The organism is Sutcliffiella rhizosphaerae (genome assembly GCF_917563925.1).
In the GTDB taxonomy this organism is placed as follows: domain Bacteria; phylum Bacillota; class Bacilli; order Bacillales; family Bacillaceae_I; genus Sutcliffiella_A; species Sutcliffiella_A rhizosphaerae.
On the sequence record NZ_CAKJTJ010000003.1, the window covers coordinates 118695 to 138371 of the forward strand.

Consider the following 19677-nt stretch of genomic DNA (forward strand, 5'->3'; position numbering starts at 1 on the left):
TGGAAAGTGGTGAGTAATTTGGCCGTTCAGCTGCTAATAAATTTAACAATTGCAACTTTATGGATGTTCTTAAACGATACCTTTGACCCTGTCACTTTTTTCAGTGGTTATCTCGTAGGGTTAGTAATTTTGTTTTCCATGAGGAGATTTTTCTCAACATCCTTTTACTTTATAAAAATTTACGCCATTTTAAAGCTGGTTACGATTTTTACCTATGAGTTAATTCAATCCAGTATCCTAGTAGTTAGGCAAATCATGAAACCGAAACTGGACATAACTCCTGGCATCTTTAAAATTCAAACAGAGTTAGAGGGGGAATGGGAAGTATCCCTACTTGCACTGCTCCTCACGTTGACCCCTGGATCAGTTGTATTGGAAATTTCACAGGACGGCAAGGAATTTACGATGCATGCCATGGACATTCCCATTTCCAGTGATAGTGTAAGAAAGACAAAGGAAACATTCGAAAAAGCGATAATGGAGGTGACCCGATAATGTTTGAGAAGGTATTAATGATCGTACTGATTGCCCTTACCATATCCATTATTGCCGCTATCTATCGGGTCGTGAAGGGACCATCCATGCCTGATCGTGTCATAGCTTTGGATATGATCGGAATTAACTTAGTGGCAGCAGTTGCTGTTATTTCCGTATTGTTAAAGACGTATGCTTTCTTAGAGGTCATCCTTCTGATCGGAATTCTGTCTTTTGTTGGAACCATTGCATTTGCAAGGTTTATTGAAAGAGGTGTTGTCATTGAACGCAACCGTGATAATTGAAGTAAGTGTATCCATCCTCTTTTTATTAGGGGTATCCTTTAGTTTACTGAGCTCTTTCGGTTTAATCCGTTTGCCTGATGTATATACCCGATCACATGCCTCCACCAAAAGTGCGACACTGGGAGTGTTGTTTACGTTGCTTGGTGCATTCCTTTATTTTCTACTGACCGACGGATATTTAAGTGTACGGTTATTGCTAGGAATTTTCTTTGTATTTCTAACTGCTCCAGTTGCGGGTCATATGATTACAAGGGCAGCCTATTTAACGAATACACAAACAGATAGATTAGTGTTTGAGGATAAAGAAGAGGAAGAGAAGAAAACAAATTCCAGTGCGTCGTCTTAATAATACCTCTAGTCAGGTGAGATGCTGCAGGAAAATCCACCTTAATGTACCAGATTAAAAACGGTCCAGTTACCAAGACTATTAACACCCCGGATAGTATTGGAGGTGTTTGACATGCCTGGTGGTACAGAGGGTTCAATGTTTGGAGTGGCTGCTATGCTAAATGGCAACTTTGATTCCAGCACTAAGCTCTCCCATGATCGTTACGAAATTTACGTAAATGGGGATTTTGTGGGGCAGAAGTATCTGCTCTCCCCAAGAGAAGACGTCACAAGTGTATATGAATTTTTGCACACACACGGCTATTACGATTTCTTATCTAACATAGATGGCGATCATTTTCATATAGAAACAACCAAAAAAGAACGCGAATTGAAACACGCTTTGCAAATTTATCTTAATTCCAGATAACCCATACCCGACCGCTCCTAGCTTGCGGTGGGGTATTTTTTATGGAGAGTTTTAGGATTTATGGCTTTGATTTGGAGATTTCCTCCGATGATTTAGATATTTTCAGACTGGCATTTCCAGGTTGAGGTACGAGATTTTGCCGGTTTCTACGCTGCGTTTGTGTCAAATCAGCAACGATTCTGCATACATACTTGGTCACTTTTCCACAATGCTATATAATTCATTACAGAAACGTATTTGGAAAGGTGGACTAATTGTTATGAACGTATTTATCATACTTGCTGCGATTAATGCATTTCTTGCAGTTGCATTTGGGGCATTTGGCTCTCATGGTCTTGAGGGAAAAGTTTCGGAAAGAATGATTGAGATTTGGAAAACAGGGGTCACATATCAGATGTTCCACACTGGTGGATTGTTTATTGTCGCACTACTCATGGATCGATTTAGTAGCACGGGCCTATTAACAACTGCTGGATGGGCATTTTTCATCGGGATTATATTTTTCTCTGGTAGCTTGTACATTCTCACACTTTCAGGTGTGAAAATTTTAGGAGCAATCACTCCAATCGGTGGAGTTGCCTTCCTTATTGGTTGGGTGCTCATTATCATCGCTGCAGTGAAGGGATAAGAGAAGGGAGGAATCTGACTTATGGCGATACCATAGTCAGATTCTTTTTTTATAATCATCATGTTAGATTAGTACAGGAAAGCAGACGGTACATAATATTCTGATTATTATGTTTACTTTATGATAGTAGGAGATAAAGAAAAAGGAGGCGTGTGGCAGTAATTGTAAGCGTTTACAAAATAAACTAGGAGGTACTTTTTTGAAGAGAAAATATTATAGGCGACTTGTATCTTTTATGGCATTCTTATTAATTATTTCTAGTTTGAATGGACAGGCAATAGCACAAGGGTTAGTAAATGGTAGTGACGAGGAATGGAGTTTTTCTGCTTTCGGTGGAAACACGAGTGCGGAACGGAACCCAGAACCGGAAGCTGTGGATAATGGAATCACTTTGACAGCTACTGGAGGGAAAATTTCAAGTAGTGATGAGGGGATGTCTTTTTATTTCAAAGAGGTTCCAGCAGATACAAACTTTGAATTACGAGCAAAGGCTAAGGTAATCAGCTTCAACAGCAATGGTTCAATTAGCACTCCAAATCAAAAGTCATTTGGATTAATGCTAAAGGATGAGATAGGAAGCCATCGTGATTCTAGTACCCACACTTCTAGTTACATGGCAATAGGGGCATTAGATACAGTGATGAAAGGATTTAATAAAAAAGGTACCCAAACGAAATTGGAGACCTTTTCTGAAAATGCTGTTCCGTTGTCAGGCGAGGTCTATGACTTATCTATCAAAAAGTCTGGTGAGACGTATGTCCTAACGTCTAATGGGGAAAGTGAAATTGTGACAATAGAAGAGCTTTTCTCAGATCAGCTGTTTGCAGGTATCTATGTAGCGAGGGATGCGGAGGTCGTTTTTCAAGATTTAGAAATAGTAATCGATGATAGGCAGGTTAACGAATTATTTATCAACGACAGCGAAATGAAGAAAGAGTATTTAATCGGGGAGAGTTTAAACCTTCAAGGTCTTGCAGTTACAGTCGTTTTTGAAGGGGGAGAAGAAAGGCTACTGACAGAGGATGAGTATATTGTATCTGGATTTGATAGTATCACACCTGGTCCGAATACGGTTACTATCCATTTTCTTGGGGCAAGTTCAACGCTAGATATAACAATTCTATCTCTGAATATAACAGCAGTTGATATCATCTATTTCCAGCTAAAACAATTTATTATGTGGGAGATTCTTTTGATGCAGAAGGAATAGAAGTAGAAGCGGAATATAATAGTGGACATCAAAGAGAAGCTCTTTCTCATGAAGATCTCACCATTACCATTTCAGGAGAGGCAGCAGACGAATATGTGTTTGAAGAGCCAGGCGTACATACAGTTAGAGTAGCTGGCTTAGGTTTTGAGAATATTTATACTGAATTTGATATCGAGGTAAAGGATGCTTTTATCGAAAGCTTGGAAATTAGAAAGCTTCCGGAAAAGCAACTCTATTTTATGGAGGAAGAGTTGAAGCTGGATGGGATTACAGTGTATGCCCATTACAGTGATGGCTCTGCTGTGCGCTTGATGAGAGGAGAATTTCAAACGTCAGAGCTTGACACCACCTCTCCTGGGGAGAAGAAAATTACGATTTCTCATAAAGGAATTACTTCCACCTTTACAGTGCAGGTAAAAGAAAAAGAAGTTACAGGAATGGAAGTGACGACCTACCCAAAAACGACTTACTTTGTAGGGGAGGAGTTGGAATTTGATGAGTTGGAGGTTTCCAGAGTTTTTGACAATGGAGAACGCCTGACATTGGCAGGAAATGAATTTGGCTTGGATACATCCAACGTCAATACGAGTATTCCAGGTGAGTATGAAGTAGTCATTAGCTCTCAAGATGCTACAATTCAAGCAATAACTTTTCTTGTAACAGTAAGGGAAAATCAAGTATATGAATGGAAATCTATCCGATTTGGACAATCTTCTTCAGATGCACGAAATTTTCTTGAGGTAAAAGATAATGGAGTGGTGGAATTGACTGCACTTGAAGGTGGGGGAAAAGTAACCGCAGACCATGATGGCATTATTTTTTACTATACAGAAGTGGATGCATTAGAAGATAATTTTCATCTTACAGCCAATATTAATGTAAAAGAATATGCAAAAAATCCGCATGATGGTCAGGAATCCTTTGGTATTATGGCGCGTGATGCGATAGGTCCGGCGAGAGACGCCAGCGTATTTGCGTCTAACATTGCAGGTGTTGGAGGCTACAGTGGTGGTACGAGAAATGACAATGGAACGCAAGGGTTCATCCGAACAGGCGTTGAGTCGCCTGATGGTGCGGGGAGCAAAGGTATTCAAAGCAAAATGCTTCACTCAGAAAAGCCGCAGCCAAACAACACGTATCCAGAAAAAGAATATCAACTCACCCTAGCTAAAACAAATAGCGGGTATGAAGCCCAATTAAATGATGGAGAAAAAGCATTATTTTATGAACCTGATTTATTGCAAGTGCAGGATGATAAGATTTATGTAGGATTTTATGCCGCACGGCTAGCAACGATTGAAGTGAGTGATATTCAATTTAATGTTTCAGCAACTGCATCAGACGCACCAAAAGTAACACCACCTAAAGAGCCTATTACTCCAGAAATAGAAATACTCTCTTTAGACAAAACGTCAAAAGAGGAATACGAATTAAAAATAAGAACCAATGTAGACGGTGTTGCAGAAATTAGACAAGGCTTGAATATGATTGCACAAGAAGTGGAAGTGGTAGCAGGTGAGGTACTAACGGTTCCGACTGACATTGTGGCCAATGGAAAAACCAATTTCACGATCACCTATCTTCCAGATGATACAGAATTACTAACTTCTTATAAAAAATTGATCACCAATTTTACAGTGGCGATGAAAACATTTGGGGATGGAGGAGACATATTCGTTTCCCCACAAGGAACACCGAATGGCACAGGGACAGAAAGCTTTCCGCTCGACCTTGATACGGCAATTGCTTATGTAAAAGAAGGTCAGAAAATCATTGTGACGGAAGGGCAATATGTAAGAAAAGGAAAGCTAGATATTAAGAAGTATAATGACGGTACAAAAGAGGCAAGGAAACACCTAGTCGCTGCACCTGGTACAAGGCCAGTCATTGATTTTAATAAAAGAACGGAAGGGGTAGTACTTAGTGGGAACTACTGGCATATTGAGGGTCTAGACTTTGCACGTTCTGCAGGAAATACGAAAGGATTCACAGTTGGTGGAAGCCATAATATCATCGAAAACAGCAGATTTTATGAACATGGCGATACTGGCCTTCAAATAAGTCGTACGGACGGCTCTGACAACAAAGCAGATTGGCCATCCCATAATCTTATACTAAACAGTACAGCCTTCGATAACCGTGATCCATCCGACAACAATGCAGATGGGTTTGCAGCAAAGTTGACAGCTGGTGAAGGAAATATCTTTAGAGGATGTATCGCACACAATAATATCGATGACGGCTGGGATCTGTATGCGAAAGCAGGAACCGGTGCAATTGGAGCTGTTGTGATAGAAGACAGTATCGCATATAACAATGGATTCTTGACTGATGGAACGGTTGGAGCAGGTGACCAAAACGGCTTTAAGCTAGGTGGGGAAGGGATCCATGTTCCTCATGTGATAAAAAATAGTATCGCCTTCGGTAATGGTGCATATGGCTTTACAAGCAACAGTAATCCTGGCGTCATCGCAATCGATAATATTGCCTTCAATAACGGAGGAGGCAACCTAAGCTTTACTACCTACTCCCATATTGAAACAGACTTTACCATTAACGGGTTCTTATCACTTCAAAGAGATTATCAAGTAAGAGATGTTTATCCAGCTCATCTACGTTCTAACAAGAACTTTTTCTTTAATGGGACTGTTTCTGAAAACAACAAAGGAGTTGTTCTATCCGAGGAAAGCTTTAAAAGCTTGGAGCCTGTCCTTCCTTTTGAAAGAGCAGAGGATGGAAGTATCATACTCGGTGATTTCCTTCAGTTAGTGGGGGAGGAAGCGAACATTTCCTTTACTCCGAAGGTTCTTAATACGAAAGGGGCAAATGGGAACGGGAAAGGTCCGGTTGCTACCGTACATCTGGAAGCTCCAGCAGGATATTCTGTGGATTCGATACAAACAGAGTCCATTTATCTCAATAATCAACTCCAACCAGTTGAGGTGAAAATGGAAAAAAATAAACTTGTTCTCAAATTTTCAGTCAAAGACCTTGCAAAAAAAGTAGAAAAAGGCTCAAATATTCCAATAAAAGTGACAGGTTCATTGGATAACGGGCTAGTTTTTGAAGGCAATACCACGATAACAGTAAAATAATCATTTCAAAAACCATGACAAAAGAGCGGATATGACTGTTGGATGTAACAGTCTATCAGCTCTTTTTAGTAATTACCTAGGTGAATATTGGCTTAACCCTTGACCACCGCCGAATGGATATTCATACTCCAGCTCTTCATCAAAAGTAATGTAATCCAAGTACACCATTAACAACAGATACCGCTTGCCTGTTTGCGGGTCACTTAAAATCAGATGATCGCGACCAGCAGCTTCAATGATCCCTTTAAAAATTTTCGCATTCCATTCGCGGTTATTTTCAAACGTCATATAGACAGTGGCAAGCTTCCCTCTATTCAAACGAAGGATGTTTTCTACATAGGATTGTTCCAGTGGAAGCATGCCGGGCACATCCGGTGCTTGCTTAGGTGCTTGTGCTGGAAAAGTGATAGGTTGCATACCTCCTTGCGGTTGCTGGCCACCCATTTGAAATCCGCCACCATACTGGGGCTGTTGCATGTTGCGATAATAAGCGGTGTAAGGATCAGCGCCGTACCCCGCCGAGAAAGGGGTTCCTGCTGCCTGTGAATATGGTTGATTCATTTTGTCATTCCCTCCTCAAAAGCTTGTAAGTAAGAATACCCATCATGCCCTCTTACCAAGTCCTATAAACACTTGCACAGTTTTCCTCAGTTGGGGAAAAGAAGCAGTGTGCCTTAAACCTGCCTGTGTTTGGCTGATTGTACCATTGTGCAGGGCAAGGCCCGTCAGGACGGAAAAACCATAAAGAAAAAGTAGCCGGATCAAAACGTTCCCCTTTAATGACACGTCGTGCTAAATTAATCTCTTTTTCTCTAGCACGTTGATAAAAATAACCCTTCTGTGTAGCTTCAAATCCACCAGGACTTTGAAACACCATCTTGTTGATGTTAGTAATATTGGTAAAGTCCAGACAATCCGCCCGAACGCGATTGACCCCAACATTGCCCACCATCAACATGCCCTGGACGCCCTCCCCTTCAGCTTCTGCTCTTATCAGCCTTGCCAAGGTTCTGACATCTGCTTCATTGAAAGAAATTACTCCCATTTCCTCACCTCAAACCTTAAAAATAAAAGACATAACATTTTAAAAATCAATATTGGTTGGGCTGAAAATGGTGCACATAATTAATAGATACTAGCTCGCACTACTTGATTTTATGAAGACTAGATGATGAATATGACAAGAAACCATGGAAAGTAGTTCTTTTCTCAAAGATAAAAAAGGCCGCAAGCTAAAAAATAGCTAAGCGACCTTTGTTTTAAACATGTAAGAAAGAATATACTTGGTCTTCTTCAAGTAAATTCCCAACGTAAAACGCTCCAAACTCTCCGAAGCGTGCACTTACTTCATCAAAACGCATTTCATAAACAAGCTTCTTGAATTGTAACGCATCATCCGCAAATAACGTTACACCCCACTCATAATCATCAAAACCAACAGAACCAGTAATAACCTGCTTCACTTTTCCAGCATACTGGCGACCGATCATTCCATGGCTACGCATCATACGACGGCGATCTTCCATCGGCAACATATACCAGTTGTCCTCACCTAATCGACGCTTATCCATTGGGTAGAAGCAAATATGCTTTGCTTTTGGCAATTCTGGGTAAAGTCTAGCAAGGATTTGCGGGTTTTGATAAGGATCCTCGCCTTCCGGTAAATAGTTACTCAATTCCACAATGGACACATAAGAATAAACCGGGATTGTATATTGAGCTAACGTAGTTTTATTAAACTCATTTTCTATTTCATTTAACTCTTCTAAAGTAGGGCGAAGAATCATCATCATAAAGTCCGCTTTTTGACCAACAACACTATATAATGCATGACTTCCGTTTTTTTCTAATTGAACCTTGTTCCACTTTTCTACAAGGCCTAAAAATTCATTTATAGCCGTTTGACGCTCTTCACTAGAAAGAGTTTTCCAAAGGGCCCAATCTACTGTGCGAAAATCATGAAGGCTATACCAGCCATCTAACGTTTGAGCTGCTTCACTCATTGCAATCACTCCTTGAAAAGATTGTCTATGTATTCCCCTCTTACTATATCACAGTTTTCCCATCACTTCTTGTTTGTAAAACTCGTAAATGTGAAAGCTTGATGAAAGTAATTTTACAGACCCTTTTGAAAATAAAGACTTTTATCTGTAAGCGATAACAATAAAGGGTTTCGGTTGCTTTTCATCACTTAAGGGGTATCCTAAAAAGTAGAAGCATATTAAAGCTTGGCTCTTTTCAAAAAATTGTTGCTTACTTAATTACTTGTACAGTAACAACAAAGTTTACGAAAAAAGCAAAAAGCTAATGAAGGAGAGACCTTGTATGAGCGAGTTATTTCAAACGCTAAAAGAGAAAGTTGCAGGTAAAGATATTAAAATTGTATTCCCTGAAGGAAACGATGAGCGTGTGTTAACGGCTGTTGCCCGACTTGCAGCAGAGAATATGGTAAAACCGATAGTAGTAGGTGACAAAGAAGAAATCAGCATGTTAGCATCTAACTTAAACTTAACGTTAGAAGGTGTCGAGCTTTACGATCCAAAAACCTACGAGCATATGGACGAGCTTGTAGCATCTTTTGTAGAACGCCGTAAAGGAAAAGCAACAGAAGAAGACGCGCGAAAGATTCTGTTGACTCCAAACTATTTTGGAACCATGCTCGTACATGTAAATCGTGCACAAGGACTTGTTAGTGGAGCAGCCCATTCAACAGCTGACACGGTACGTCCAGCACTTCAAATTATTAAGACAAAAGAAGGCGTAAGCAAAACCTCTGGTGTATTCATCATGGTTCGTAACGATGAGAAGTACGTGTTCGCAGACTGCGCCATCAATATTGCACCAGATAGCAATGACCTAGCAGAAATCGCAGTCGAAAGTGCAGCAACAGCAAAAATGTTCGGCATCGAACCAAAAGTAGCCATGCTAAGCTTTTCCACGAAAGGCTCTGCCAAATCTCCAGAAACAGAGCGTGTCGTAGAAGCAGCACGCATCGCATCTGAGCGTAATCCAGAACTAGTTGTCGACGGAGAATTCCAATTTGATGCAGCATTCGTTCCATCTGTTGCTGAAAAGAAAGCCCCAGGCTCCAAAATCCAAGGCGACGCCAACGTATTTGTATTCCCAAGCCTAGAGGCAGGAAACATTGGCTACAAAATCGCCCAACGTCTCGGCAATTTCGAAGCAGTAGGCCCAATCTTGCAAGGCTTAAACAAACCTGTAAATGATCTGTCCCGCGGCTGCAGCGTAGAAGATGTATATAAACTCGCATTGATTACTGCTGGACAAGCGTCAAACTAACTTTTTGCGAAGAAAAGGTATGAGCATGGATGCTTGTACCTTTTTTTAGTTGACTTTTGTGGTGTTGGGGGAATGTTGAAAGATCGCATTTTTCTATGAGTTCATCATTTTGGGGTATTGTTACCACTATGAAACCCTTTTTTGTGTAAAACTCGATGGTATAAGGACAAAAACAGAAGAGAGCCGTTGAGAAAATGTCATCATTGACGATATGAAGACAAAAATAGTAGGGTTGCGGTCGCAAAAATGTCCTTATAAGGGGTATGAAGACAAAACAGAAGTGTAGCCATCGCAAAAAAGTTCTCATAAGCGGTATGAAGACAAAAACAGAAGTGGAACCGATGAGAAAAAGTCCTCATAGGCGATATGAAGACAAAAATAGTAAGAAAGCCCCCACAAAATCGCCATCATGACTCCCCCCTCATTTCCGATTTTGTATCGGACATAAGTGCCTTAATCACTACCCAAACTTTCCTTTCCACCTGCCATGTAATATAATGCAAAAGAGCCAATTAGAACGGAAAGATAGAGGAGTTAACCGAAATGACGACAGAACCAACCATCACACCTGCATTACAGCTTTTAAACCAGCCCCAATGGCGCATCATCGACCAATCTTCTCTTGGGGGCAGCTTCCATGCTCTGCAATCATTCGCTATGGATGATACTTTGTGCACCTCTGTTGGAAAAGGGGAGAGTGGTGCAGTTTGCCGGACTTGGGTCCACAAAGACACAATTGTTCTCGGGATTCAGGATACTCGCTTGCCATTTCTCCAACAGGGAATTGATTATTTAAATAGTCAGGGGTATGAAGTGATAGTACGTAACTCAGGGGGGCTGGCGGTTGTTCTGGATGAGGGTATTCTCAATATATCCCTTGTTTTCCCGGAAGGAGAGAAGGCTATCGACATTAACCGTGGGTATGACGCGATGTGGGAATTGACGAAGCATATGTTCCGCGATATGCCACAAATTATTGAGGCGAAGGAAATCGTCGGGTCGTATTGTCCTGGTAGCTATGACCTCAGTATCGGGGATAAAAAGTTTGCAGGTATTTCACAAAGGCGAATTCGTGGCGGTGTTGCTGTGCAAATTTACCTCTGTGTTGATGGTAGTGGATCGGAACGTGCGGCACTCATCGGTGAATTTTACAAAAGAGCCCTACAAAATGAACAAACAAAATTTGCTTTTCCAACCATTACCCCGGATGTCATGGCATCACTGACCGAATTAACAGGCCACTCTCTATCCGTACAGGATGTGATGCTCCGTCTTTTAACCTCTTTAAAAGAAACAAGTGGTCACATATTTGCAAATACGTTACAAGGGAACGAACTGGACCTTTATGAGCACTACTACCAGCGAATAGTAGAACGAAACGAAAAAGTACTAGGGAACTAGACGTTGGTCCAGAGTTGGCACGAAACTCCCGCGAGTTCCGGCCCAAACCAACCCACAAAAAAATACCTGCCCCCATCACTAAATGTCGGGGCAGGTATTTTAATATTATTCCGCCAGTTTCTCCAAATTGCCGTTTCTGTCCATCATGAACTTAGATGGAACATGTTCTTCTTCATCAAATAATACGAGTTTGCGTGCGCGGTTCATGATCTTCATGAGTGTTTCGTAATCCTCTTGAACGGTTATTTGCTCTTCCTGCAGCTTTTGTACTCGTACTTCTAGTTCTTTGTTTGTACGTGCAAGTCCTTCGTTTTCCTTTACTAATCTCTCGTTTTCATGTTGTAGAGCGGTAGAATGAGCGTTTGAATGTTTCATGGTTTGTAAGAAACTGATGACTTGTTCCAGTGACAGGTCGCTATTATTTCTCATTCCGTATGTTGCGGCTTTTCTTTCTACCCTAGTTTTAGGAACAGATATTGTCTGCCGCTCTTCGGATATGGGATTATCTAGGATTAATGGCAACTCCTCATCCACGATGGTTTCAGGTGGAGTATATAGCAGTTTTTTTGTTGGCTGTCCTAGGGCTCGTTGACGTTGTTTGCGCTGTTTCTTTGCTAATTGTAATGCTTTTTCATAATCATGGCGGACGACTGCGTTCCAGCGGAATCCACAAGCTGCCGATGTGCGGTTCAGTTTATCTCCCACTTCATCAAATGCGTTTAGCTGGGTGCTGCCCTCTCTCACATGGCGAAGTACAGTTTCTGCCAATAATAAATCATTCTCTTCAGACCAAGCGTCTTGACGATCTTTCATCTCTAATCCAACTCCCTTATAATCATTCGTTCTGTCTATATTTTGGACGAGAGAAAACATATTTATACATATTCATAGAAAAAATTACTAGATTGTTATCTGTCGGGTTTTAGACAATTATCACATGTAAATCAACTTGCATTGTTTTTTGAATCCCTGTAAAATACCATTTAGTTAAAGACTGTTTTTAAGGAACTGGAAAAAAGAGCAAAGTGAAGATATTCACTTTTTAGATAGAAAGGTGTAGAACCATGGCAAATGAGTTTCGCATTTGTGATGACTGCGATGCAACCAATGTGAAAACGTTAGTTCCGAAGCTAAAAAAAGTGGATGAACAAGCGTGTTTGGAAGTAGGCTGTCAATCCTATTGTGGACCCGGAAGAAAAAAGGCGTTTGCATTTGTAAACAATCGCCCGCTTTCTGCTCCCACAGAAGATGAACTGATAGAAAAAATCATGAAGAAATTAAAAAAATAGGAAATCGCCTCTGTCTTCGTGCAAAGGTGATTTTTTATTCGCGATAAGGGTACCAACATAATAGGATCCCAAAAATCCATCTCTTTTCTTGTAAAATTTTTACGATATAATAGAAACTAGATAAATATTATGCCGAAGATAAAGAGGTCAAAAGAATGAGTTATGCTACGGAAAAATTAAGTGAAGAAAAGGTGTTTAAGGATCCCGTTCATCGATATGTACATGTTCGGGATAGGGTTGTTTGGGACTTAATAGGTACCATGGAATTCCAACGTCTGCGTCGGATCCGTCAACTTGGGACAACCTATTTGACATTTCATGGAGCAGAGCATAGTCGTCTGAACCACTCTTTAGGTGTTTATGAAATTGTGCGGCGCATAATTGATGACGGCTTTGAAGGACGACCAGATTGGAATCCAGATGATCGACTTTTATGTTTATGTGCAGCCCTCTTGCATGATTTAGGGCATGGGCCGTTTTCTCATTCTTTTGAGAAAGTATTCCACCTTGACCATGAAGATTTCACGCAGGCGATTATTCTTGGTGATACGGAAGTAAATGCAGTACTTCGTAATGTTAACAAAAATTTTCCCAAAGATGTTGCTGAGGTTATAGCCAAAACATACAAAAACAAATTGGTAGTCAGCATGATATCCAGTCAGATTGATGCCGACAGAATGGATTATCTTCAGCGAGATGCTTATTTTACAGGGGTCAGCTACGGACATTTTGATATGGAAAGAATACTTCGTGTAATGCGTCCCCGTGAGGATCAGGTAGTCATTAAATCGAGCGGAATGCATGCGGTTGAAGACTATATCATGAGCCGCTACCAGATGTACTGGCAAGTGTACTTCCATCCAGTTACAAGAAGCGCGGAAGTTATTTTGACGAAAATTTTACACAGAGCAAAGCAGTTGTATGCAGAAAATTACACATTTAAATATCAACCGGTTCATTTTTATTCTCTTTTTGATGAAAAAATCTCACTTAAAGACTACATAAAGCTTGATGAAGCAGTGATTATGTATTATTTCCAGTCATGGCAAGAGGAAGAAGATTCGATATTAAGTGACTTATGTCGACGATTTATGAACAGGAATTTGTTTAAATACGTCGAATTTAATCCTAATAAGCAAATGATGGACTTGATGGAACTCACCAGTCTCTTTAAAAAGGCAGGCATTGATCCAGCCTATTATTTAGTGGTTGATTCCTCCTCCGACCTTCCATACGACTTTTACCGTCCTGGAGAAGAAGAGGAACGTTTACCTATTCACCTCGTCATGCCAAACGGGGAAGTACGCGAACTTTCAAGAGAATCAGAGATTGTTGACGCCATTTCAGGAAAAAGAAGAACCGATCACAAGCTTTATTTTCCATTAGATATGCTAGAAGATGTTTCAACCAAGAAGTCCACAAAAAATAAAATTAGAGAGATACTAGGATTTTAGGCAACGGCTTACGTTAGGAGATGAAGGGGTTTGTTGACAGATCACGCAAAATTAATGAAGGTGTTTGCTTCAGCAGGAGAAGTCATCGGAAGAAAAAAACTACAAAAAATGGTATACATCGCAAAAAAGCTAAACTACCCATTCTATGAAAAATACAATTTTCATTTCTATGGACCATACTCAGAAGAGGTAACATTGCGAGTAGAAGAACTATGCAATCTAGGATTCCTAAGTGAGCTAAAAGAAAACAAAGGCGGCTATTCCCAATATCGCTACAGCCTCACTGAAAATGGTGAGGAATTTCTAACTCACTACGACCTAGAGATGCCATTCTTAAATGAATGCATGACCAAAATGAACGAACAAAGCTCACGTTTCTTAGAGCTAGTATCCACCGTACTTTTCTTTGAAAACCTGCCAAAGGACGAAGTAAAAGACAAAGTATACACCCTTAAAAGCAAACAACGCTACACAGAAGAAGAAGTAGAAGAAGCATACAATTACATTGAACAGCTGCGTTCATGTATCCAAAATTAAATTCAAAAGGTCCGAGAGAATAGTGGGATTCTCTCGGGCCTTTTATAATTGGTAGCTTTCAATGGATAGAGCAAAATCAGCGGTTCAGGGATGCGTGCCCTAGGTGATGGGTATTCCTTTAATTGGAAATGAGTGAATTCTAGCATGAAAACTCCAAATAACAGCTGCGACTCTTGAAATTTCAATTGAAGAGCCACCCAAATGATCAATATATCGAAAAATCTGTTGAATCTATCTAAAAACACCAGGAAAATATCGAAAAACATCTCAAAAATATCGATAACTCCTCTGAAACTATCGAAACAGCTGTTTCATCTGCTCAGGAGTGGCATGCTCCAGCCCAAAAATGCTCACTAAAATTGAAAATCTCTAAATCCCTGCATAAAATCTCCAAATAATCAGTCGAAATCACTAAATCCTAACTCGAAATCTCCAAATAACTATCTGAAATCACCAAATAGAAGCTGTGGCTTTTCAAATTCCAATTGAAGAGCCATCCAAATGATCAATATATCGAAAAATCTGTTGAATCTATCCAAAAGCACCAGGAAAATATCGAAAATCCTTCTGAAAATATCGAAAAATCTCTCAAAAATATCGATAACTCCTCTGAAACTATCGAAACAGCTGTTTCATCTGCTCAGGAGCGGCGTTCCCCAGCCCAAAAATGCTCACTAAAATTGGAAATCTCTAAATCCTGGCATAGAATCTCCAAATAATTAGCCGAAATCACTAAATCCCGACTCAAAATCTCCAAATAACTTCCGAAATCTCCAAATAACAGCTGCGGCACTTCAAATTCCGATGGATGAGCCACCTCAATGATCAAAATATCGATAACTCCCCTGAAACCTTCGATACTTCCGCTTCATCGACTAATGGGCATCGAGCTCCAGTCGGTAAATGTCCTTTTAATTTGAAAATCCCCATCTAAAATCGTTCGTTACCTTACCGTGATAATCACTAGCATAGAGGACGCTTATTGATCGCTTAGGCGCTTTCCGCCAACTGCGTAGTGTCCTTTTGTCATTTCTTCGATAAACACGACAATTTTTTCTTCTGGGGCACCTGTGGTTTCACTTACGGCGGCGGTTACTTTTTCTACTAATGCTTTCTTTTGTTCTTCGTTGCGGCCTTCTAGCATTTTTACTGTTACATATGGCATGTTTTTTCGCTCCTTTAAACTTCTATTGTTTTTTCATCTCTCATAAATTATTGTATAATTACAGGAAAAGCGCAAGAGAGACCGGACTTGCCGGCCTCTGTTTACATGGTTCTTTTTTTAGCGAGGTATATGTGAAAAAGTCATGTACATAAACGGTAAGGGGGCAATTGAGAAATGGATCAAGAAAAGAAAAAGAAGCCGATTGGTTTTAATATTATAAAAAATGACCCTACAGATGGTCATGGAGGCTTTGGGATTGGTGCTCTTAGTCTGGATAATGTATCGCCTGTTTTCGTTGATGTTGTAGGCGGAGATGCGTTTGTGGATATCGGTGCGATGCATGCACGAAGTTCGGTAGAGCGCGGCATAAAATTTTTGCCTAATAAAGAGGATGTTCCAAATGGAAAACCTTACTGGCTGGTATGGGTGACGATCGACCGCAAGCAAGAGGGACCATATTATGCTGGAGTAACGGCTTGTGAGATGACAGTGGACCGTGAAATTAGGAGAGGGTATAAATCTTTGCCGGAGCATGTAAACAAAATGGATAAATCAATGAAACGTCACATTATGGTTGCCCATATGGATGACCGTTCTAAGACTATTTTGAAGGACTATTTAGTAGGCCATGATCAAGGCATGTGGGATCGTGCAACAGATGACCTTAAACAGCAGTTGGAAACCAATTAAATTGTCAAGGGGTTATGGAAAATAAAGATGTGACATTTTTTTGAATGTTCGTCATTACCTACTTGAGTTATTTCGACAAAGAAAGTAAACTAAATCTACATGTGTAGAACACATGGGAACTAGGACACTAAAAACCCCGGGAGATATTTCTCCCGGGGTTTTTAACTTATATTCAGGTGTTGCCCCTTCCACCATTCCTTACAACCAAGGAACAAGCCTTCTCCACCATTTCTTTGGAGCTTCCTCAAGGTTAGGCTCTGTTGGCGATGAATCCTCTTCGATGTCTTTCAAATGAGCCATGCAGTACTCTGTGGGCTCTGTACCTTTCAAATAGAAACTCATTCTAGATACAGGGCAGTCGCTTGTGGCAAGAAGACCTGTTTGCGGGTTGACACTAACGCCGATAACGCCATCTGTGGGAGCAAAGGTTACCACTGATTTTTTTTCAAGGGCACGTTCCATGAAACTGGCCCACACATCTTTGGCATAGTGCTTTTCGGCTGTTAGGGTGATGGATTTTTCCCTGTCGTAGCCAGTCCAGACGGCACTGACTAGCTGGGGGGTGTATCCTATCATCCAGCTGTCGGTTTCTGTGGATCCGGATTTTCCTGCATAAGGACGAGTCAGTTGCTCACGAATCGAGTTGCCTGTTACAGCCATGTAACCATTTAACGCAGGATCAAATGTCCCAGTCATCATGTGGTTGAGAACGAAGGTCACATCAGGATCCAATAGTTGCTTCGTCTTTTTTTCCCGTTCAAAAAGTATTTCGCCACGATAGTTCACAATTTTCTCGATGAATACTGGCTGAACTTCTTTTCCACCATTTGCGAACATACTATATGCGTTTGCCATATCCAGTACCCGAACAGGAGAGGTACCAAGAGCCAGGGAAGGAACTGGCTTTATTTTAGAATCTATGCCAAGTTCAATAGCTTGATCGGTCAGTTCTTTTTCTCCTAGCAAAAGATGTGTTTTCACCGCATACACATTATCAGATAAAGGAAGTGCTTGCATCATCGTTATCAGATCATTTGCATAGTAGTTGTTGAAATTATGAGGGGTATAGGTCGAGCGCCCCTCATCCACCTGGAATGTGGTCACTTCACTGCGAAACCCGGTGGAAGGGGTGAAGCCTTCCTCCAGTGCGCGATAATAAAGCAGTGGCTTAAAAGTTGAACCTGGCTGCCGCTCTGCCTGTGTGACGCGGTTGTATGGACTATCTTCATAGTTTCGACCACCAACCAAGGCAAGTACCCTTCCTGTTTTCGGTTCCATGGCAACGAACCCTACCTGCATGTCCGATTCAGGATTGAATATATTGTTTATTTCCTCTTCAGCAATTGCCTGGAGATTGGCATCCAACGTTGTGTAAATGTGAAGTCCACCCATTTCCAGTTCTTTCTGCAAGCCCAATTCATGCCGCACAACAGCTCTGACAGCATCTTGAAAATAAGGGGCCATGTATTCTTTCGGCAAATGTTCGCGATTACCGTAGACGAGTGGTTTTTCTAAAGCTTGGGCAGCTTCATCCTTCGTCAGAGAACCATTGTCCACCATAGATTGGAGAACGACTTTTTGTCGGGATAATGCGCGATCTTCATCAGAGAATGGCGAGAAAACGCTCGGGCCTTTCGGGATGCCTGCGATCATGCTTGCCTCTGAAAGGCTAAGATCTTTGGCAGGTTTGTTAAAATAATAATAGGATGCCGCTTCAATGCCGTAAGCGCCATGCCCATAATAAATCGTATTTAGATAGCCTTCCAGAATTTCTTCTTTGGAATAATTGGCTTCAATCCGTATCGTATAAAGTGCTTCCTCAAGCTTTCTTTTCCACGTTTTATCATGCACTAAAAAAAGATTACGTGCATACTGCTGGGAAATCGTACTTGCTCCTTGCACCTTTGAGCGTGCTTTTATATCGGCAAGAAGGGCACCAACTATCCGTTTTGGATCAAATCCGTGGTGGCTGAAAAAACGCCTATCTTCTACCGCAACTGTGGCATCAATTAAAAAAGGGGATATGTCATCAAGTTCGACCCAATAACGCTTTTCCCCACTATGGGCCTCCCCAATAATGGCCCCATCTTTGCTATAAATAATCGAGGATTGTGTGACAGAAAGGGGAGGAGCACCCTTTGATTTTGCATATATCCAAACACCGCCTATCAGAAGAAAGAAAGAGATTGATAGGATAACGCCAATAAAAACGGCTGCACGTAGAACCTTCTTTAGTTGTTGAAAACGGTCATTTGTCATTAACTCCATCTTATTCTCTATCCCCCTTATCTGTGGCATATTAGTAGTACTTATTATGAAAATCTTTATCCCTTTTTAAACATTTATGAAAAAATTAATTTTTCTCTTGTATTTTTGCTAGAATCATCTATACTTTTTTCTTGATGTTTCATTTCTAACCGTTAGGGAACGATAAAAAACGAGCCTTTTTTTAAAGTAAGCAATTTACGCTTTTGGCAGCAAAATAGATAGAACACTAAATGTGAAGGGAATGTTGTACACATGGAATTATGGTACACAGAATATCAAACGAAAAACTTCGGAATCACAGCGAAAATTAAACGCACTTTACATACAGAGCAAACAGAATTCCAGAAACTTGATATGGTAGAAACAGAAGAATTCGGTAACATGCTAGTATTGGACGGCATGGTTATGACAACGCAAAAGGACGAGTTTGTCTACCATGAGATGGTGGCGCATGTTCCATTATTTACGCATCCTAACCCAGAGAACGTATTGGTTGTTGGTGGTGGAGACGGTGGAGTTATCCGTGAAGTATTAAAGCACCCTAGCGTGAAAAAAGCGACTCTTGTTGAAATTGACGGAAAAGTAATCGAGTATTCTAAAAAATACTTACCAGAAATTGCTGGTGAGTTGGAAAATGAGCGTGTAGAAGTGAAGGTTGGCGACGGCTTCATGCACATTGCAGAAAGCCACAATAAATATGACGTAATCATGGTAGACTCCACAGAACCTGTCGGACCGGCTGTTAATCTTTTTACAAAAGGATTTTATGCAGGAATCTCTAAAGCTTTGAAAGAAGATGGCGTATTTGTTGCACAAACAGACAACCCTTGGTTCACCCCAAAGTTGATTACAAATGTTCAACGTGATGTTCGCGAAATCTTCCCGATAACGCGCCTTTACATTGCTAACATTCCTACTTACCCAAGCGGAATGTGGACATTCACAATCGGATCCAAAAAGCATGATCCTTTAGAAGTAAGTGAAGACCGCTTTCATGAAATCGATACAAAATATTACACGAAAGAATTACACAAAGCTGCCTTTGCATTGCCAAAGTTTGTAGCTGACTTAGTGAAGTAATGTAGATGGGGAGGCTGACCCAGC

21 protein-coding genes are annotated in these 19677 nt (G+C 40.8%); 14 read left to right on the forward strand and 7 right to left on the reverse strand.

Translation table 11 applies throughout. The annotated features are described in order from the left end of the window. Window positions 1-18: 18 nt before the first annotated feature. The 7 genes from LRP81_RS04210 to LRP81_RS04240 all read left to right on the forward strand — a co-directional run bounded on the left by LRP81_RS04210 (window position 19) and on the right by LRP81_RS04240 (window position 6469). A complete protein-coding gene (locus LRP81_RS04210; RefSeq protein WP_230500126.1) occupies window positions 19-495 on the forward strand; it encodes a Na+/H+ antiporter subunit E in 477 nt (158 codons plus the stop codon). Beyond that, entirely contained in the window at window positions 495-779 is a 285-nt protein-coding gene (locus LRP81_RS04215) for a Na(+)/H(+) antiporter subunit F1 (protein ID WP_230500005.1), read from the forward strand. The genes LRP81_RS04210 and LRP81_RS04215 overlap by 1 nt, the downstream gene beginning before the upstream one ends. Then, window positions 757-1125, forward strand: coding sequence for a monovalent cation/H(+) antiporter subunit G (gene mnhG / locus LRP81_RS04220; protein WP_230500006.1), 369 nt, complete (start codon window positions 757-759; stop codon window positions 1123-1125). The genes LRP81_RS04215 and mnhG overlap by 23 nt, the downstream gene beginning before the upstream one ends. A gap of 114 nt (window positions 1126-1239) precedes the next feature. Then, on the forward strand, window positions 1240-1536 hold the full coding sequence (locus LRP81_RS04225) for a hypothetical protein (protein WP_230500007.1): 297 nt from the start codon (window positions 1240-1242) through the stop codon (window positions 1534-1536). Between the two features lie 259 nt (window positions 1537-1795). Then, entirely contained in the window at window positions 1796-2164 is a 369-nt protein-coding gene (locus tag LRP81_RS04230; protein ID WP_230500008.1) for a DUF423 domain-containing protein, read from the forward strand. 199 nt (window positions 2165-2363) lie between these two features. Then, entirely contained in the window at window positions 2364-3374 is a 1011-nt protein-coding gene (locus tag LRP81_RS04235) for a bacterial Ig-like domain-containing protein (RefSeq protein ID WP_230500009.1), read from the forward strand. After that, window positions 3344-6469, forward strand: coding sequence for a bacterial Ig-like domain-containing protein (locus tag LRP81_RS04240; protein WP_230500010.1), 3126 nt, complete (start codon window positions 3344-3346; stop codon window positions 6467-6469). Before LRP81_RS04235 ends, LRP81_RS04240 begins: the two co-directional genes overlap by 31 nt. Window positions 6470-6541: 72 nt before the next feature. Here the strand turns inward: LRP81_RS04240 and gerQ are convergent, their stop codons facing one another. The 3 genes from gerQ to hemQ form a co-directional block, all read right to left on the reverse strand. Beyond that, complete coding sequence (gerQ, locus tag LRP81_RS04245; protein ID WP_230500011.1) at window positions 6542-7030, reverse strand: spore coat protein GerQ; 489 nt, start codon at window positions 7028-7030, stop codon at window positions 6542-6544. Between the two features lie 52 nt (window positions 7031-7082). Then, window positions 7083-7514, reverse strand: coding sequence for a cell wall hydrolase (locus LRP81_RS04250; RefSeq protein WP_230500012.1), 432 nt, complete (start codon window positions 7512-7514; stop codon window positions 7083-7085). Window positions 7515-7728: 214 nt separating this feature from the next. Next, window positions 7729-8472, reverse strand: a complete 744-nt coding sequence (gene hemQ, locus LRP81_RS04255; RefSeq protein ID WP_230500013.1) for a hydrogen peroxide-dependent heme synthase — start codon at window positions 8470-8472, stop codon at window positions 7729-7731. Window positions 8473-8794: 322 nt separating this feature from the next. Between hemQ and pta the strand changes: the two genes are divergently transcribed. Both pta and LRP81_RS04265 read left to right on the forward strand, forming a co-directional pair. Next, window positions 8795-9769, forward strand: a complete 975-nt coding sequence (gene pta / locus LRP81_RS04260; protein ID WP_230500014.1) for a phosphate acetyltransferase — start codon at window positions 8795-8797, stop codon at window positions 9767-9769. Between the two features lie 543 nt (window positions 9770-10312). Further along, the gene (locus tag LRP81_RS04265) at window positions 10313-11170 is read left to right on the forward strand and encodes a lipoate--protein ligase family protein (protein WP_230500015.1); all 858 of its coding nucleotides are present in this window, start codon (window positions 10313-10315) and stop codon (window positions 11168-11170) included. Window positions 11171-11275: 105 nt separating this feature from the next. Here the strand turns inward: LRP81_RS04265 and LRP81_RS04270 are convergent, their stop codons facing one another. Continuing rightward, window positions 11276-11983 carry an RsfA family transcriptional regulator gene (locus LRP81_RS04270; protein ID WP_230500016.1) on the reverse strand — a complete coding sequence of 236 codons (708 nt, stop codon included), beginning with the start codon at window positions 11981-11983 and terminating at the stop codon, window positions 11276-11278. 251 nt (window positions 11984-12234) lie between these two features. On the opposite strand from LRP81_RS04270, the gene LRP81_RS04275 reads away from it, so the two are divergent. The 3 genes from LRP81_RS04275 to LRP81_RS04285 all read left to right on the forward strand — a co-directional run bounded on the left by LRP81_RS04275 (window position 12235) and on the right by LRP81_RS04285 (window position 14450). Next, window positions 12235-12459 (forward strand): DUF1450 domain-containing protein, encoded by a 225-nt coding sequence (locus tag LRP81_RS04275; protein WP_230500017.1) that lies wholly within the window; start codon window positions 12235-12237, stop codon window positions 12457-12459. A gap of 155 nt (window positions 12460-12614) precedes the next feature. Then, window positions 12615-13913, forward strand: coding sequence for an HD domain-containing protein (locus LRP81_RS04280; RefSeq protein WP_230500018.1), 1299 nt, complete (start codon window positions 12615-12617; stop codon window positions 13911-13913). Window positions 13914-13943: 30 nt separating this feature from the next. Then, window positions 13944-14450 (forward strand): YwgA family protein, encoded by a 507-nt coding sequence (locus LRP81_RS04285; RefSeq protein ID WP_230500019.1) that lies wholly within the window; start codon window positions 13944-13946, stop codon window positions 14448-14450. Window positions 14451-15090: 640 nt separating this feature from the next. Here the strand turns inward: LRP81_RS04285 and LRP81_RS04290 are convergent. Both LRP81_RS04290 and LRP81_RS04295 read right to left on the reverse strand, forming a co-directional pair. Then, on the reverse strand, window positions 15091-15267 hold the full coding sequence (locus LRP81_RS04290; protein ID WP_230500020.1) for a hypothetical protein: 177 nt from the start codon (window positions 15265-15267) through the stop codon (window positions 15091-15093). Between the two features lie 162 nt (window positions 15268-15429). Then, on the reverse strand, window positions 15430-15615 hold the full coding sequence (locus tag LRP81_RS04295; RefSeq protein ID WP_010197504.1) for a 2-hydroxymuconate tautomerase: 186 nt from the start codon (window positions 15613-15615) through the stop codon (window positions 15430-15432). Between the two features lie 174 nt (window positions 15616-15789). Between LRP81_RS04295 and LRP81_RS04300 the strand changes: the two genes are divergently transcribed. Further along, window positions 15790-16305: a YwhD family protein gene (locus tag LRP81_RS04300; RefSeq protein ID WP_230500021.1), complete on the forward strand. Its 516-nt coding sequence runs from the start codon at window positions 15790-15792 to the stop codon at window positions 16303-16305. A gap of 198 nt (window positions 16306-16503) precedes the next feature. Here the strand turns inward: LRP81_RS04300 and LRP81_RS04305 are convergent, their stop codons facing one another. Further along, window positions 16504-18573 carry a transglycosylase domain-containing protein gene (locus LRP81_RS04305; RefSeq protein ID WP_230500022.1) on the reverse strand — a complete coding sequence of 690 codons (2070 nt, stop codon included), beginning with the start codon at window positions 18571-18573 and terminating at the stop codon, window positions 16504-16506. Between the two features lie 252 nt (window positions 18574-18825). Between LRP81_RS04305 and speE the strand changes: the two genes are divergently transcribed. Continuing rightward, window positions 18826-19653 carry a spermidine synthase gene (gene speE, locus LRP81_RS04310; RefSeq protein WP_230500023.1) on the forward strand — a complete coding sequence of 276 codons (828 nt, stop codon included), beginning with the start codon at window positions 18826-18828 and terminating at the stop codon, window positions 19651-19653. The last annotated feature ends 24 nt before the right edge of the window (window positions 19654-19677 follow it).

Excerpts from the sequence above, each read along its gene's own strand:
- LRP81_RS04215 (WP_230500005.1), top strand. The coding sequence starts at position 495 with ATGTTTGAGAAGGTATTAATGATCGTACTGATTGCCCTTACCATATCC.
- LRP81_RS04225 (WP_230500007.1), top strand. The coding sequence starts at position 1,240 with ATGCCTGGTGGTACAGAGGGTTCAATGTTTGGAGTGGCTGCTATGCTA.
- LRP81_RS04230 (WP_230500008.1), top strand. The coding sequence starts at position 1,796 with ATGAACGTATTTATCATACTTGCTGCGATTAATGCATTTCTTGCAGTT.
- gerQ (WP_230500011.1), bottom strand. The coding sequence starts at position 7,030 with ATGAATCAACCATATTCACAGGCAGCAGGAACCCCTTTCTCGGCGGGG.
- LRP81_RS04250 (WP_230500012.1), bottom strand. The coding sequence starts at position 7,514 with ATGGGAGTAATTTCTTTCAATGAAGCAGATGTCAGAACCTTGGCAAGG.
- hemQ (WP_230500013.1), bottom strand. The coding sequence starts at position 8,472 with ATGAGTGAAGCAGCTCAAACGTTAGATGGCTGGTATAGCCTTCATGAT.
- pta (WP_230500014.1), top strand. The coding sequence starts at position 8,795 with ATGAGCGAGTTATTTCAAACGCTAAAAGAGAAAGTTGCAGGTAAAGAT.
- LRP81_RS04265 (WP_230500015.1), top strand. The coding sequence starts at position 10,313 with ATGACGACAGAACCAACCATCACACCTGCATTACAGCTTTTAAACCAG.
- LRP81_RS04270 (WP_230500016.1), bottom strand. The coding sequence starts at position 11,983 with ATGAAAGATCGTCAAGACGCTTGGTCTGAAGAGAATGATTTATTATTG.
- LRP81_RS04275 (WP_230500017.1), top strand. The coding sequence starts at position 12,235 with ATGGCAAATGAGTTTCGCATTTGTGATGACTGCGATGCAACCAATGTG.
- LRP81_RS04280 (WP_230500018.1), top strand. The coding sequence starts at position 12,615 with ATGAGTTATGCTACGGAAAAATTAAGTGAAGAAAAGGTGTTTAAGGAT.
- LRP81_RS04295 (WP_010197504.1), bottom strand. The coding sequence starts at position 15,615 with ATGCCATATGTAACAGTAAAAATGCTAGAAGGCCGCAACGAAGAACAA.
- LRP81_RS04300 (WP_230500021.1), top strand. The coding sequence starts at position 15,790 with ATGGATCAAGAAAAGAAAAAGAAGCCGATTGGTTTTAATATTATAAAA.
- LRP81_RS04305 (WP_230500022.1), bottom strand. The coding sequence starts at position 18,573 with ATGGAGTTAATGACAAATGACCGTTTTCAACAACTAAAGAAGGTTCTA.
- speE (WP_230500023.1), top strand. The coding sequence starts at position 18,826 with ATGGAATTATGGTACACAGAATATCAAACGAAAAACTTCGGAATCACA.